The 15,567-nt window shown below is 31.9% G+C and carries 12 protein-coding genes; 11 read left to right on the top strand and 1 reads right to left on the bottom strand.

Annotated elements, in window-relative coordinates; all coding sequences use genetic code 11:
* The first annotated feature begins 3 nt into the window (after nt 1-3).
* The 11 genes from FD31_RS10375 to FD31_RS10325 all read left to right on the top strand — a co-directional run bounded on the left by FD31_RS10375 (nt 4) and on the right by FD31_RS10325 (nt 11,868).
* Entirely contained in the window at nt 4-675 is a 672-nt protein-coding gene (locus FD31_RS10375) for a sugar transferase (protein WP_083483651.1), read from the top strand.
* A gap of 9 nt (nt 676-684) precedes the next feature.
* Nucleotides 685-1,776, top strand: coding sequence for a glycosyltransferase (locus tag FD31_RS10370; protein ID WP_057892709.1), 1,092 nt, complete (start codon nt 685-687; stop codon nt 1,774-1,776).
* 40 nt (nt 1,777-1,816) lie between these two features.
* Nucleotides 1,817-2,776, top strand: coding sequence for a glycosyltransferase family 2 protein (locus tag FD31_RS10365; RefSeq protein WP_057892708.1), 960 nt, complete (start codon nt 1,817-1,819; stop codon nt 2,774-2,776).
* 43 nt (nt 2,777-2,819) lie between these two features.
* A complete protein-coding gene (locus FD31_RS10360; protein WP_057892707.1) occupies nt 2,820-3,890 on the top strand; it encodes an EpsG family protein in 1,071 nt (356 codons plus the stop codon).
* A gap of 19 nt (nt 3,891-3,909) precedes the next feature.
* The gene (locus FD31_RS10355; protein WP_057892706.1) at nt 3,910-5,019 is read left to right on the top strand and encodes a polysaccharide pyruvyl transferase family protein; all 1,110 of its coding nucleotides are present in this window, start codon (nt 3,910-3,912) and stop codon (nt 5,017-5,019) included.
* A 39-nt stretch (nt 5,020-5,058) separates the two neighbouring features.
* Nucleotides 5,059-6,555, top strand: coding sequence for a lipopolysaccharide biosynthesis protein (locus tag FD31_RS10350; protein ID WP_083483646.1), 1,497 nt, complete (start codon nt 5,059-5,061; stop codon nt 6,553-6,555).
* An 18-nt stretch (nt 6,556-6,573) separates the two neighbouring features.
* On the top strand, nt 6,574-8,316 hold the full coding sequence (locus FD31_RS10345) for a thiamine pyrophosphate-binding protein (protein ID WP_057892704.1): 1,743 nt from the start codon (nt 6,574-6,576) through the stop codon (nt 8,314-8,316).
* A 13-nt stretch (nt 8,317-8,329) separates the two neighbouring features.
* Nucleotides 8,330-9,442: a Rossmann-fold NAD(P)-binding domain-containing protein gene (locus tag FD31_RS10340; RefSeq protein WP_147007328.1), complete on the top strand. Its 1,113-nt coding sequence runs from the start codon at nt 8,330-8,332 to the stop codon at nt 9,440-9,442.
* Between the two features lie 137 nt (nt 9,443-9,579).
* Nucleotides 9,580-10,587, top strand: coding sequence for an LCP family glycopolymer transferase (locus FD31_RS10335; RefSeq protein ID WP_057892702.1), 1,008 nt, complete (start codon nt 9,580-9,582; stop codon nt 10,585-10,587).
* Between the two features lie 65 nt (nt 10,588-10,652).
* Nucleotides 10,653-11,459 carry a beta-1,6-N-acetylglucosaminyltransferase gene (locus tag FD31_RS10330; RefSeq protein WP_057892701.1) on the top strand — a complete coding sequence of 269 codons (807 nt, stop codon included), beginning with the start codon at nt 10,653-10,655 and terminating at the stop codon, nt 11,457-11,459.
* Nucleotides 11,460-11,610: 151 nt separating this feature from the next.
* On the top strand, nt 11,611-11,868 hold the full coding sequence (locus tag FD31_RS10325; protein WP_057892700.1) for a type II toxin-antitoxin system HicB family antitoxin: 258 nt from the start codon (nt 11,611-11,613) through the stop codon (nt 11,866-11,868).
* Nucleotides 11,869-11,988: 120 nt separating this feature from the next.
* Here FD31_RS10325 and FD31_RS10320 read toward each other — a convergent pair whose 3' ends face one another.
* The gene (locus FD31_RS10320) at nt 11,989-15,435 is read right to left on the bottom strand and encodes a beta strand repeat-containing protein (RefSeq protein WP_057892699.1); all 3,447 of its coding nucleotides are present in this window, start codon (nt 15,433-15,435) and stop codon (nt 11,989-11,991) included.
* Nucleotides 15,436-15,567: the final 132 nt, after the last annotated feature.

Here is a 15,567-nt window from a genome sequence, read left to right as displayed (position 1 = left end):
GAAATGGAAGGTAAAAGATCACACATAGTATCAAATGAAACGGGATCGTTTTCTAATCATTATATATATAGGATAAGTAAACGTAGTGCGGACATATTAATCTCATTGTGTGCGCTTGTTTTCCTTAGTCCTATTTTTTTGTTAGTTTGGATTCTGGATACTTTTAGTATTTCAAATCGTGGACCTGTTTTTTATAGACAAATTCGTGTTGGTTATCATGGTAAAAAATTTGGTATGTATAAATTTCGATCAATGGTTGTTGGGGCTGAGCAAAAGCTTTATAAAAATGAAAAGATGTATAAAGAGTATGTTGCAAATAATTACAAATTAGAACCAGATAATGATCCAAGGATTACTAAACTGGGACAATTTTTAAGAAAGTCGTCAATAGATGAAATTCCACAGTTTATAAATATTTTGTTTGGGGATATGAGTATAGTTGGACCTCGTCCAGTTATTGAACCAGAGTTGTCGGAATATTCTGATGTTAATAAGTTATTGTCAATAAAACCTGGAGCAATGGGATTATGGCAAGCATCTGGTAGAAGTAATATAGGTTATCCAGAAAGAGCTAGTATTGAAATGACATATGTTGATGACTGTAGTTTCTTTTTGGATATAAAAATTATATTTATGAATGTTTTTAATATTTTTAGAGGGAAAGGAGCGTACTAAATTAATTCTATGAGTAATAAATTTCAAGTTTTAGAGGTCTGCGAATCATACAATGGCGGAGTTAAGCGACAGGTTGATTACTTGAATGAATATATAGATAATTCGAAGTTTGAATTGACAACTTTAGTAAGTTCAAAACGTGGGGGAAATATTTCTGGTTCATTTATTGTAGATGACAATATGTCATATTTCCCTAATAATATTTTTAAATTCATTAAATCATTTAAAACTATACATAATATTGTAGTGGATAAAAATATTAGTTTAATTCATGCACATAGCACTATAGCTGGAATAGTAGTTATTATGTATAAGATATTATATTTTTCGAAAATTCCAATAGTGTATACACCTCATGCATATTACTCTGAGATAAGTCGAGGATGGGTTAAAGATTTTTTGCTTATTACTGTAGAAAAATTTATGAGTAATTTCTTTTCTATGAATATACATGTTTCTGAAGAAGAAGAAAACTATGCATTTGATAGCGGTATTGTTTCAAAAAAGGAATCGACCGTAGTTAACAATGGTGTCCCTGATAGTGAATATGAAGTAAAAATGGATAATGTTAAGGAATTAAGGTTTGTTAATGTTGCAAGATGCGACTATCAAAAGAATCCTGAATTATTTATTAAAATTGCTAAAACAATTTGTGAAATTATTCCTAATGTTAACTTCACTTGGGTAGGAGATGGACCATTATTTGATCAATGTATTAAGCAAGTGAAAAATATTAATTTAGAAGATAAAATTAAGTTTGTGGGTTACTCTAGTAATCCGTTTAAGTATTTGAATTCTTCGGATATTTTCTTGTCTACTTCAAGGTATGAAGGGCAACCATTTTCGGTTATTGAAGCGTTATCGGTCGGATTGCCTCTTATTTTAACTGATATAGTCGGGCATAGGGAATTGGTCAGCAACAATGGAAGGTTAATAACTAACAAGGAAATATTAAATAAGAATAACCTATGTTCTCTCTTTGAGTTTGTTATTGAAAACAAAAATGATGAATCCATAATTAGTCGTAAGTTATTTGAAAAAAAATATAATGTAAAAGAAATGGTTAAAGGGATTGAATCCGTATATAAAAAGGTAGTGTGAAAATTTATATATTTAAAAGATTAAATGGAGATTAGTATAAGTGGATAAGTTAATCAGTGTTATTGTACCGTGCTATAACTCAGAAAAGTATATTGATAGGTGTATCAACTCCTTAATACATCAAAGTTATAAAAATTTTGAGTTGATTATTATAGATGATGGTTCAACTGATAATAGTTTGGGTAAGATAAGGCACTGGTCACTCTTTGATAATAGGATAAATGTAATAACTCAGAAAAATTTAGGGAGAAGTACTGCTAGAAATAAAGGGATTGAAAATTCTAGAGGAGATTATATAACCTTTGTTGATAGTGATGATTTTGTTACTTCAGATTATTTGTTTCATTTAGTGAAGGGAGTATCACAAGGCCAAGATATTTCAATGGTAGGTTCCATATCTATAGATAATGATAGTAATGTTCTTAGTAAAGAATATGATTGGAAACAAAAAGTTGAAAATCTTACTGGAAAACAAGGCTTGAGTAGAGTGTTGAGTCAGAATCCCGATTGCGAAGTTTGGGGGAAAATGTTTTCTAGACAATTGTTTAATGATATAAAGTTTCCTGATGGTATGATTTATGAAGATTTTTTGGTTTGTATTAAAGTATTAGGTATTGCACAAAGTGTCTCCAATGTTGCTTGCATAGATTATTTTTATTATCAAAGACGTAATAGTACTATGAATAGTCCATTTAATTCAAAAAAAATGGATATAATTGAAATTTGTGAAAAAGTGAAAGTTATTGTTTTGAATAAGTACCCCAGTTTAAAGTATCAATTATTAGGAAGGCTCTTTGCCGCTTATGCAAATGTTTGGGTTCAAATTGAAAATAGTGATAATAAAAATGATGCAGATAAATTATGGAATAAAATGATGCAATGTAGGAAAACTATCTTATTCAAAAAACTAGACAATTTTAAAGTTTATGCAGGAGTTTATGTAAGCCTATTTGGAAAACGAGTATTTAGAGCTGTGTATAATTTTGTATCGAAAAGATAAGTGGTTTTAGTGAAAACGAATAAGGTTATTGTCGGAGGGAACCATGGCTTTTTATTTATGTAATATTTTAATATTTTTTTTATACAGTGCTTTTTTCTCAACAATAAAAATATTTAATAAAAACGTCTATTATTGGGTATCCGTGTTGCACTTTTCCATAATTATGGGATTACGTTCGTATACTGTTGGTACCGATACCTTTCAGTATGTTAATTATTATTTGAATCAGGTATCGGATCCGAACAGTAATAATTCGGTTTTATATTCATTATTCAGTAATGTTATGTGGAATATTTTTAATAGTAATTATCATTACTTTATATTTTTTCTTTCTTTTTTAACTGTATATTCAATTTATAAGTCTATCGTTTTGTTTGGGAACGATAGCAAATATTTTTTTATGAGTTTCTCAATTTATTTAACTTTTTATTATTACTTTGAAAGTTTCAATATGCAAAGGCAAATGTTGGCTGTAGCGTTGACCATGTTGTCAATGGCATTATTGCATAACAAAAGAATTTTATTTTCAATAGTAATCATGTTAATGGGGATTGGAATACATAGTACGGCTTTGATAGCTTTGATTGGATTTTTTATATGGAAAGTACCTAAGAGTGGAAAAGGGTTATTGCTTACAAGTCTTGTAACTGTTTTTTGTACAACATTATTTGGAAAAATGTTTAGCGTTTTTTCACAATTTTTTTCTCATTATTCTATATATAGTAATTATTTAAGTAATAGTAAGTATGAAGCTGGTGGAGGAAGTATTTTATTAGGCCTGTTTTTGATATGTATAATTGTGGTTGGTTCCACAACAACCAATATTCTTGATAATGATAAATGGGGTTTTGTATTGTTTATGACACAAATTGGAGGAATTCTTTATGTGATGGGTGGACATTCTCAATTATTAGTAAGAATGGCAGAATATTTTGCTGTATATTCAATTGTTGCATTACCTATTTTAATAGAGGAAATATCAAAAAAATTTATTGAATATAAAGTAATCAGGTTTGCTTTATCATCGACCACTATATTCATCGGAATTATACTACTAATATATAAGTTATTTAATAATTTTGGAGAAATTGTTCCGTATGTATTTATTAGATAATATTTAGAGGAAAATAAAAATGAAAATAGGAATTAACACTGTTAATGATTATTCCAATTATGGCAATAGACTACAAAACTATGCATTGCAGGTGGTATTGGAGGACATGGGAAATGAAGTTACAACCATAAGAAATTATACGGATAATCCAATTAGTAAGTTACAAAAAGTTAGAAATAGTGTTGAAAATGGCACATTTCTAACTCAAATTGTTAACACCCTTAAGAAAAGGAAAATACCAAAAATAAGTACGAAAAGTGATGATATCAGAAAAAGTAAATTTTTAAAGTTTACACGTGATTATATAAAGGAAAGCAAGTTTATATTGAATGAAAATACTGTTGATTTTTCATTTGATGATAATTTTGATTGTTACGTGATAGGTAGCGATCAGGTTTGGAATTATAACTTTAGTAATCGTTTTTCGAAGTATGACTTTATTGAATATTCTAAGAAACCCAAGATTAGTTATGCTGCATCTTTTGGAATCGACAGCATACCCCGTAGTTATATGTCACTCTATAAAGGGGGGTTGCAGAATATAAACCATATTTCTGTTAGAGAACAAGAAGGGCAGAAAATAGTTCATGACCTCATTGGTAAAAGTGCCATGTTGGTTTTAGATCCTACACTATTAATAGAAAAAGAAGAGTGGTTAAAGTTATTGAATAATAGACCGATTTATCATGAAAAGTATCTTTTAATTTACTTTTTAGGTGAGTTGTCAAATGTTGATAGAGATTACATAATAGATTTTGCTAAAAAAAGAAATCTTATTATAAAAGAATTAGGTAATCGTGAAAATAGAAATCTATGGGAAACAGATCCCATAGATTTCATTAATTTGATTTTTCAGGCAGATGAGGTATTCACGGATTCTTTTCATGGGACTGTTTTTTCTATTATTTTTAATAAGAAGTTTGAAGTTTTTTCCAGAAAAGAATTTGGTCAACCGATGAACTCACGGATAAGTACGTTACTGAATGTTTTTAATTTAACGGACTGTTGGCATGGGAAATCAAATGATTATCAAATAGATTATGACGCGGTAAATGAATTATTAAAAATGAAAAGGTTAAGTTCTTTAAATTACTTAAAAAAATCATTGGATGATTCAATTTCCCTATAGATTTATTTCTCATAAAAACATAAAAAGGAAATTTATATTTTGAATCAAAGAAAATCAGGTGCAATATTATCGTATGTAAATATTATTGCAAAGAATTTGGTTTATTTCTTGTATACGCCGTTTTTACTTAAGTATGTTGGACAGTCAGATTACGGACTATTTCAGATGACTAATTCGGTAATGATGAGTTTAAGCTTGTTATCCATGGGATTTTCAAGTGCATATGTTAGATTTTACACTATTTATTTAGTTAAAGATGATACAAGTAGTATACGGAAATTGAACGGATTATACATGATTATATTTAGTTTTATCAGTGTTATTGCTCTAATATTAGGATCTTTACTGGTTGTAAATAGTAACGTAGTATTTGGAGCCAAGTTGGATAATAGGGAACTTAATTTAATAAAGTCTTTGATGCTAATTATGGTTTTTGATATAGCATTGACATTTATTTCTTCTGTGTTTGACTCCAATATAACTGTGAATGAAAAATTTGTTTTCCAACAAAGTAGACAATTGCTTCAAACTTTTTTGGTTCCAATCATCTGTGTACCCTTGATATTTATGGGAGTTGGTGTTCTATCAATAGAAATAACACAGGTATTAGTGACAATGTTGTTTCTTGCATTGAATATTCGTTACTGTATAAATAAATTGGGCATGAGGTTTGATTTTAAACATATTCAGTTTAGATTGTTAAAAGACCTCTTATTGTTCTCTTTTTTTATTTTTTTAAACCAGATTGTTGATCTTATTAATAATAATGCCCCCAACTTTTTACTTGGAATTACACAAGGTGCAAAGATGGTCGCTACTTTCTCAATTGCTATTCAAATAAAAAGTATGTTCTTTATGTTATCAACTTCAATGTCTAGTATTTTTGTTCCTAAAGTAAATGTTTTAGTTAGTAAGGGAGAAAGTAAGTCAGCATTGACGAATATTATGATTAGAGTTGGCAGAATACAGATGTCCTTGCTATTTTTTGTATTAGGTGGATTTATAGTTATTGGAAAATTTTTTATTCTTAAGTGGGCTGGTAGGGAGAATTATATGGCATATTATCTTGTTATATTTATGGTTCTACCATCTATTATTCCGTTATCTCAAAATCTAGGTATTGAAATTCAACGTGCAATGAATAAGCATATGTTCAGATCAATAGTTTATTTGGCTTTTTCAATTGTTAATATGGTGATAACGTATTGGGGTTCTATTTATTGGGGGCTTTTAGGTGCCTCACTTGGGTATGTTATTAGTGTAGTATTAGCAAATGTTCTCTTTATGAATTGGTATTATTATAAAAAAATAAATCTTAATATGAAAAAATATTGGATTGAAACCATAAAAATTATTGTTCCGTTTGTAGTGGCAACTCTTTTACTATTAGTGACACAAAATTTTATTAAAGTGGATAATATTTTTAAATTTATTGTTTTTGGAGTTATATATACAGTCATCTATACGCTTATTTTTATTAGGTTCATAGCGAATAGGTATGAAAAAGATATATTATTAAATATAATTAGAAAATAAAAAATGGGAGAAGTATACATGAATTTTCATTATACTGATGAACGTAATGTTCAGATGTTGATTTATCTTATGAAAAAAAAAGGTATTAGAAAGGTTGTGGCAAGTCCAGGGACTACAAATATTTCGTTTTTAGCAAGTATACAGAGTGATCCTTTTTTTGAAATTATATCATCTGTTGATGAACGTTCTGCAGCGTATATTGCCTGTGGTATGGCTGCAGAAAGCGGAGAAACGGTGGCTTTGACTTGTACTGGAGCAACGGCCTCGAGAAATTATTTACCAGGCCTTACAGAAGCTTTTTATAGAAAATTGCCAATATTGGCAATAACTTCTACACAACCTACTGGTAGAGTTGGTCAAAACATCCCTCAAGTTATTGATCGTAGTATAGTTCCAATTGATGCTGTAAAAATGACCGTTCAAATTCCAATGATACGTGATGACGAAGACTATAAGGCTTGTAATATATTGATTAATAAAGCACTTCTGGAAATACGCCATAATGGTATTGGACCAGTTCATGTTAATTTAACAACGATGTATAGTAAGAATTTCTCAGTTAAGAATCTTCCTAAGACACGTAACATTGAACGTTTTACTCAAAACGATACTTTACCTGAACTGAAGAGTGACCATGTTGGCATTTACGTTGGAGCGCATGTCAAATGGAGTAAACAATTAAGTGATGCTGTCGATTTATTTTGTAAGGGGTATAATGCGGTAGTTTTTTGTGATCAGACAAGTAATTATAAAGGTCAATTTGCTGTTCCAATAAGTTTAGTATGTAATCAAGATATGTATAGGTCCTCCTTAAGAACAATGGATGTAATGATTCATATCGGCGAAGTTTCAGGTGCATATTCTACTATGAATCCTAAGGCGGTTTGGAGAGTTAGTGACGATGGAGAATTGAAAGATACATTTGGAAAATTAAAAAATATATTCCAGATGTCTGAACTGAATTTTTTTGAATTATATTCAAAGAATGTAAAAAATAATCAAAATGATGACTCTTATTTGAGAGCCTGGAAATTGGAAAATGAAGAGCTTTATAATAATATTCCAAAACTACCATTTTCAAATATTTGGATTGCTGAAAAAATGTCGTCTAAATTACCAGAAAAATCAGTTCTTCATTTAGGGATTTTGAATTCACTTAGAAGTTGGAATTTTTTTGAAGTTCCTAAAAGTGTATTAGGTTATTCTAACACTGGAGGGTTTGGAATTGATGGAGGAGTTTCATCTCTTGTGGGTGCTTCAATAGCTGATCCAAGTAAACTGTTTTTTGGTGTATTTGGCGATTTAGCTTTTTTCTATGATTTAAATGTTAATGGTAATAGATTCATTGGAAATAATATCAGAATATTATTGATTAATAATGGAGGTGGTATGGAATTTAAAAATTATAATAATGAAGGTTCCATGTTTGGTAAAAGTGTTAATGATTATATTGCTGCATCAGGACATTTTGGAAATAAGTCTAGGGAATTGGTTAAAGATTTCGTTGAAAATCTAGGCTTTCAATATATAAGTGCCGATTCTAAAGATGAATTTATGAACAAAATAGATTTATTTACAACGGGTAATCAAACATCAAAACCGCTGGTATTTGAGGTCTTTACAAATAGTGAGGACGAGAGTCGTGCACTTTGGTTAATGAGAAATATAAAACATACTCATTTAGGACGTTTTGAGCATCTCGGGAAAAAAGTTCTTGGAGATAAAGGAATACGTTTAGTGAAACATATTTTAAATAAATAGATTGGAAAAAATATTGAAAATACTTATATTAGGTGGCACTGGCGCAATGGGGAGGCCTTTAACTAGTATATTGAGTCTTTCTAAAATGAATGTCTATGTAACATCCAGATATCATCATGAAGATGAAGACAATATTCATTATATAAAAGGAAATGCTCATGAAATTAACTTTCTCAAAGAAATTTTGAAAAATAAATATGATGTAATTATTGATTTCATGATTTATCAAGTATCGGAGTTTCAAGAAAGAGTTAATTTATTTTTAAATTCAACGAACCAGTATATTTTTCTTAGTTCTAGCAGGGTATATGCAAATTGTGACGGTCGGATAACTGAGAGTTCACCAAGGTTATTAGATATTTCAAAGGATAAGGAGTACTTGTCTACAGATGACTATTCTTTAACAAAAGCGCGTGAGGAAAATTTATTATTTGATTCAGGCAAAAAGAATTGGACCATAATACGGCCATATATTACTTATGAAAGTAACAGATTACAATTAGGAATATATGAAAAGGATCTGTGGCTTACCAGAGTGCTTCAAAACAAAACGATTGTAGTTCCTAGAAGTTTATTGAATTGTAAGACAACGCTAACCTTTGGAAAAGATGTTTCTTCTAGAATTTCCATGGTAGTGGGGAATAATAAATTTTTAGGAGAGACCATTAATATAACTTCTAATCAGTTTGCCACTTGGCAACAGATTATAGATATGTATTCAAAAGAAATTATTAAACTAACTGGTAAAAAGCCTAAAATCATTTATAGTGATAATTCTGAATTTATAGCTACGATAATGAAATCATATTATCAATTAAAATATGATCGACTATTTAATAGAACATTTGATAATTCTAAAATTGAAAAAATGACTAATAATAATAATTCGTACGTTTCTTTGGATAAGGGATTACGGGACTCCATTAAAGAATGTTTGAATAAAAAAGAATTTTCTTTAAATGGTTCATGGGTTATGAGAGCTTATATGGACAAGGTTTCAGGTGAACGTGAAAACATTAGAGATATTCATTCTTTATATGGAAAAATCAAATATCTTATTGTAAGATATACGCCATATTTAGAATTTATGTATGGTCAGATGCGGAATATCAAAGGAGGCGGATAAAAAATATATTAATTTCTTCATGCACGGTATAAAAACCGTAATAAAATCGTATAATGGAGATATGAATTTATTTCATCATCAAAAGTTGTATTTTAAATGAGGAATATGATTTTTGAATCATATTAGGGGGAAAACATATGCAAAATAGACATAAGAGCCACAAAAGTCGCAAGTTAAGAACATTCTTAATTGCCTTTGTTCTTTTATTCGTTTTTGGTGGCGCTGCTTTAGGTATGTCAAAATACCGCAGTGTTAAGGGATCAGTTGATAGTTCATTCCAATCAGCTGGTGTTAACAATACTGATGTAGCCGCAAAATTAAAGGCTAAGAAGCCTATCTCAATCTTAATCATGGGTACTAACTCAGGTTCAGATAAATTGAGTAGAGATTATTCAGGTCATACTAACAGTATGATGGTTGTTACTATCAACCCTGAAACAAACAAAACAACTGTTGATAGTGTTTCTGGGGAAACGGCTTTAAAGAGTGTTTCTGGGGAAAAGAGTTCATCACCTGTTGCTCTTAACCAAGCTTATGCATTAGGTCAAGCCGGAGCTAGTGTTAAAACTGTTCAAGACTTACTAAATGTACCAGTTGATTTCTATGTACTACTAAACGTTAGTGGCTTGAACAAGGTTGTTAACGAAGTTGGTGGTATTGATGTTACACCTAAGTGGACATTCAACTATCAAGGTTACAGCTTTACAAAGGGTGTTAAGACTCACATGAACGGTTCCCAAGCATTGGCATACGCTGGTATGAGTGGTAAATTTGGTGACTACAGTCGTCAAATTCGTCAACGCCAAGTCGTTACAGGTATTGTTGTTCAATCAGGTTCAATTTCAACATTGTTGAACCAAGATTTCATCAACTCATTGACTAACCAAGTTCTAACTGATCTAACATTTGATAATTTGAAGACTATCGGTACTGATTACCGTGCTGCAACTAAGAATGTTAACCAAGATCACTTAGATGGTACAGAAACAACAATCAATGGTGAAAGCATGGAAGTTGTATCTAAGAGTGAATTGCAACGTGAAACTAATGTTCTACGTAACAGTTTAGGATTAGGTAAAGCTAATACTGGTAACATTCAATATGTTCCAAGTACTACAGCTACAACTACTACAGCTAAATACTAAGATATAAAATAGCGTCTTCGTAATATACGAAGCGCTATTTTTGTAATTTTAAAAGGAAATATTATATGAGACATGCAATCATGGTAATTGGATATGGTGATTCCAAAATACTTCAAGAAACAATTAATATTTTAGATGATACCGATATAGATTTTTATATACATTGGGATAAAAAATATAAACTTCCTAAGTTAAATTCAGTACATTCAAAATTGTTTTTTATTAATAGATCAAAAGTATACTGGGGGACAGATACACAAGTTATTGCTGAACATAGGCTATTTGAAAGCGTATATAATAGTAAATTTAATTACGATTATGTTCATCTTATTTCGTCTTCTGATATTCCACTAATGACAAGAGATTATTTTAAAAACTTTTTTAAGGATGACGCATATATATCTTTTCAAAATCCTGTAACTGAATTAATGCGTACTAGGGTAAAGTATTACTATCCATTTAGAAATGTTAATATTAGAAATAAAATATGTCATGTTATATTTGTGTCGACAGCCAAATTATTCAACAAATTACTTGGAATTAATAGACTTAAACAGGGTAATGAGGTACGTAAGGGGACTAATTGGATAAGCCTTAGAAGTAATCTACTAAAGGAGATTCTTGAATATCCAAATTATGATATGTTTCTACATAGTTTTTTGGCGGATGAAATTTATGTACAAACAATTTTAAGTAGATTTAATAAAAATGAGAATAAAACCTATTCCGCCAGATATATTGACTGGAATAGGGGACAGCCTTATACATTTAATTTGAGTAATGTAAGGGAACTTAAAAATCTTATTAATACAAAATATGCCTTTGCAAGAAAGGTTACTGACGTGAGAGTTCCTCTTCAAATATTTAAGTAGTTATATTATTTATTGTATTGATAATTTATCAATGTATTTTTTGTTTTGGATTTAAATATCAGGTTAAATGGTGTTAGATATATTGTGAGTTTATTTAAGAATATAGATAATATAGTCTGGAATTGATATTAATTCAAAGGAGCCAATAAATATGAAAGATTTAATATATCCAGTGATTGTTTCTGAGTTTAATGATGATGGTCATTATTTTGTTGCTACTTCCCCAAATATTTCTGGTATGGTTACACAAGGTGATTCTTTGGCGGATGTTCAATTGCATGCAAGGGATGCTATTGAAACTATGCTTGAAGATGAATCTGAATATCCTGAAGTTGCGGATACTAGGGATTGGAATTTAAAGGATAATGAGCAAATAGTTTATATTACAGTTGATTTGGATCAGAAATGACTAATTTCATTTGTACAACTTATTGAAAATTACATGGTGTAAAGATATCAATACTTGTGACAAATACATGTAGAATCATAAAAAATAACTAATTCCATTAAAGGGATTAGTTATTTTTAGTTAGTCATTATCTTTTTTACGTCTGAATCCAAAGACACCAGCAATCGTGAGTAAGAACAAACCTATTTGAGTAATCCAAGTAGTTGATTGCTCACTAGTTTGAGGAAGTTTTCCACTGTTATTTGTATTAGTTTGTGGATTACTATTTTCATTTTCATTAGTGGTGTTGGAAACCAAATTAATGTTAGAAATATTAGCTGAATTAGTTCTGGCTCCGGCAATTAAATTATCATCATTGTTAACTTTGGAAATTGTAGTTGAATTGTTTTCTGGTTCAGCAGTTGTACTTTCTGATCCTGCAGTATGATTGTTATTTGCAGTATTATCAGGCTCTGTTACAAGGTTACTCTTAGGGTCAGTAGTATTGTTTCCAGTGTTTGAATTACTGTGGTTATCGGTACTGTTATTAGGGTTAGTGTTGCTGTTAGCGTCTGAATTGCCGTTACCCTCTGTGCTGTTATTAGGGTCAGTGTTGTTGCCAGTAGTTGAATTGCCGTTGTTATCTGTATTGCTATTAGCATCAGAATTATTGTCGGTACTTGAGTTATTGTTTGAGTCAGCATTATCATCAGTTCCAGAATTGCCGTCAACATTTGAACCTGCTGTACCCGAGCCATTGTTATTACCAGAACCAGTATTGGTAAAACTACCAGCATTATTTGTTCCAGTGCCCGCGTTAGTACCAGATTCATTTCCGGAACCAGTGCTTGATCCGCTTCCTGATGTTGTTGGTTTGATGGTTAAAGTAGATTTAGAAACATGTACATTACCAACAGCATCGGTATATGTATAAGTGATTGTGTAAGTGCCAGCCTTTGATAAATCAATTGTATCTGCATTAACTGGTTTGCCATCAGTGCCAGGAGTTGTGGCAGTTAATGAACCATTTTTAAATGCAGTAGGAATATTGATAGGGGTGTTATTATCATCAGTTAACGTGGTTACATTATCGGCAGGGGTCCAACTTGAGTCTGCAGTTAGTGGCTCTGTTTTTATTGCGGCTGCAGAATTTTCAACATTAACACTTGAAACATTAGGTAAAGCAACGCCCTTATAGTAGTAATTAACAGTATATTTACCAGCCGGAGTGTTATCATCAATCGTATTTTCAGCAACAGCGTTATTAGTTGAATCGGTTACTTTATAAGTTAAATCTCCGTTTTGAAGAGCAGTTGCTGCTGAAATCGATGGATCGTTAGTATCGGTTAAAGTGATGCCGGTAATTGGATTCCACGTTGGCATGGTTGGTCCTAAAATAACAGTGTCGCCAGTTGAAGAAACTGTTGGTGCGGCAGTAACGTTAAGTGTCGTCGATGCCGTTAACTTTCCATAAGTATAATTGATTGTGTATGTACCTGGTTTCGAAGTATCAATCGAAGTGGCATTAGTTCCGTCAGAGTTTTTCAAAATATTTCCAGCAGCATCGGTGATAGTGACTGTTAGTGGATTAGTAGTATCAGATAAAGCATCAGCGGGTGTGATGGTTGTACCAGATTTGTCCTTTATTTCAGAAATACCTTTATCATACGTCCAAGTACTACCATCAGCAGCTACAGAACTTTCGAATTTTGCAGGAGTCAAAACACTATCGTCTATTACTGAATCAACGGTGACTGTATTAACTGGCGAGTCTGTTTTGTTGCCTTGATTATCCGTGTAAGAATATTTAACTGAGTAAGTTCCAGGAGTGTTGGCATCAACATTTGAAGTGACCGTCATAGTACCGTCGCTATCTGTATAGGTATTTGTAGTTGAACCATCAGCATTTTTAACGGTCGATTCTGGTGTCATATCACTGATTTTTTCATAACTAATTGTTGCAGATTCACCGGCACTAGGCATTGTGAAAGTAATATTATCGTCAGGAGTCCAAGCAGTACCTGCATCAATAGTTGAATTTTTGGTATCTAACTTGGTGGCAATCTTAGCAACTAGAAAAGCATAAGTGTTACCTGTAGCAGTGGTACTAGTTAAATCCAAGGACCTTGGTTCGGCTGTAACGCTGCTTGGAAACGTTTGTGTTGTTGCGTCATGACTAAGTTTTGTGATATCTGGAATTGTTCCAACATAACGGAATGAGGGGAGCCACCAAGAGTTTTTATTTGCGTTTAAAGTTTTTGAAAAGGCTTGTTCATAAGTTGTTGGATCATAAGTTGTTCCGGGATCCATCGCATCAGTTGCTTTATATAGAACACCTGCTAAAGTCGTTGAACCGGCAGTGGTTGATCGTACATAGTATTTATCGGTGACGGATACAGAGATAAATTTTAGTTGTTTAGCTCCGTTGTTGGACGCAATACCAACAATGTTAGCATCAGGCCAATTATCTCCAAAGGTGGTTGAAGGCATAGCTTCATACAATGGTCCGTGGGGATAAACTGCCGTATCACCAATGCCGGCGAATAAAATATCATTAGTTGGTAATTGCTTAGTTCCATATGTGTCTACGTTATTATCATCCTTGGCATTAATAGTTACTGTTTTAACATTAGTATCAGCAGTTGTATGGATAAGAACGGACATTTTTAGCTGACTGGAGAAACCAGTTTGTGAATCTGAAGCATTAACTTTGGCATCACTATCTGGTTGGAAATAAAAGACTTGTCTACCTGTAGAAGTTGTTGTTAGTTGGGAAACTGTCAAGCTTTTGATACTGACGTATCCTTGGTCATTAAGGGCCTTGGCATAGTTAGTGGCACCTGTTTGCATCCAGGCCAAAGTGGAGTCAACAGAAGATGGTAGAACTATGTAAAAGCTGAAAAGCTTTTGACCAACGAAGTTTTTCCATAGTTCAGAACTATAAGGTAGGACGTTGACGGATGCTATTGAGTTATATGGAACATAATCACCATGGACGTCTACGTAAAAGTTGGATAGATTGGGTATCTCGTCAGCAGATTTAGTAGTAGGGGTAGTCGTAGTTACAGGTGTTGTAGCACTTGTAGATTCAGCAACTGCCTGAATTGAAGGAGCTTGGTAATTGGTACTATCAGTATTTACACCAGTAGTGGATTGTGCAGCAGAATTATCTTGTTTACTGGAGCCTCCTTTATCTAAGGTATTGTTATTCGTTTGTAAAGCATTGTTCACTGGTTGATTGACGACTGCTTGTGTATTAGTGGCTACAGTCTTATTTATAGCAGTAGGTTGCGTGGTTGAATCGTTGCCAGTTGTTGAATTGGTATTTCCAGAAGCTTCCGTTACAGCAGTGTCAGGTGTTGCAGCGGTTGTATTGTTATCTTTTGGATCACCAGTTATATCTTGTTCAGCGGTAGTTGGTTGCACATCTGAAGTTGAATTAGTTGTTGCAGCGTTAACTGGTGTAGTGACGGCTAATCCTGTAATGATTGAGGCAGTCGCCAGAGGAACAGCTAACCATAATTTTTCTGTTTTGAAGGGCTTTTGATTATTCTTTGGGTAATTTACGCTCTTATTTTCTTTCCTCATAAATCTTACTTCCCATCCCTCAGACGTATGATTTATTATGTGGAAACAATCACACGTCATATAATGACTTGATAATAGCACTAATTTTTTTGAGTGAATTCACTAAATTAACAAAATATTTTTTCTTCATAT

Origin of the sequence: Companilactobacillus nantensis DSM 16982 (assembly GCF_001435815.1) — a bacterium.
Classification (GTDB): domain Bacteria; phylum Bacillota; class Bacilli; order Lactobacillales; family Lactobacillaceae; genus Companilactobacillus; species Companilactobacillus nantensis.
This window is presented reverse-complemented; position numbering and strand designations above follow the sequence as displayed.

Bases quoted from the DNA above. Each gene is read 5' to 3' on its own strand.
- FD31_RS10375 (WP_083483651.1), top strand. From the start codon at position 4: ATGGAAGGTAAAAGATCACACATAGTATCAAATGAAACGGGATCGTTT.
- FD31_RS10370 (WP_057892709.1), top strand. From the start codon at position 685: ATGAGTAATAAATTTCAAGTTTTAGAGGTCTGCGAATCATACAATGGC.
- FD31_RS10360 (WP_057892707.1), top strand. From the start codon at position 2,820: ATGGCTTTTTATTTATGTAATATTTTAATATTTTTTTTATACAGTGCT.
- FD31_RS10355 (WP_057892706.1), top strand. From the start codon at position 3,910: ATGAAAATAGGAATTAACACTGTTAATGATTATTCCAATTATGGCAAT.
- FD31_RS10345 (WP_057892704.1), top strand. From the start codon at position 6,574: ATGAATTTTCATTATACTGATGAACGTAATGTTCAGATGTTGATTTAT.
- FD31_RS10335 (WP_057892702.1), top strand. From the start codon at position 9,580: ATGCAAAATAGACATAAGAGCCACAAAAGTCGCAAGTTAAGAACATTC.
- FD31_RS10330 (WP_057892701.1), top strand. From the start codon at position 10,653: ATGAGACATGCAATCATGGTAATTGGATATGGTGATTCCAAAATACTT.
- FD31_RS10325 (WP_057892700.1), top strand. From the start codon at position 11,611: ATGAAAGATTTAATATATCCAGTGATTGTTTCTGAGTTTAATGATGAT.
- FD31_RS10320 (WP_057892699.1), bottom strand. From the start codon at position 15,435: ATGAGGAAAGAAAATAAGAGCGTAAATTACCCAAAGAATAATCAAAAG.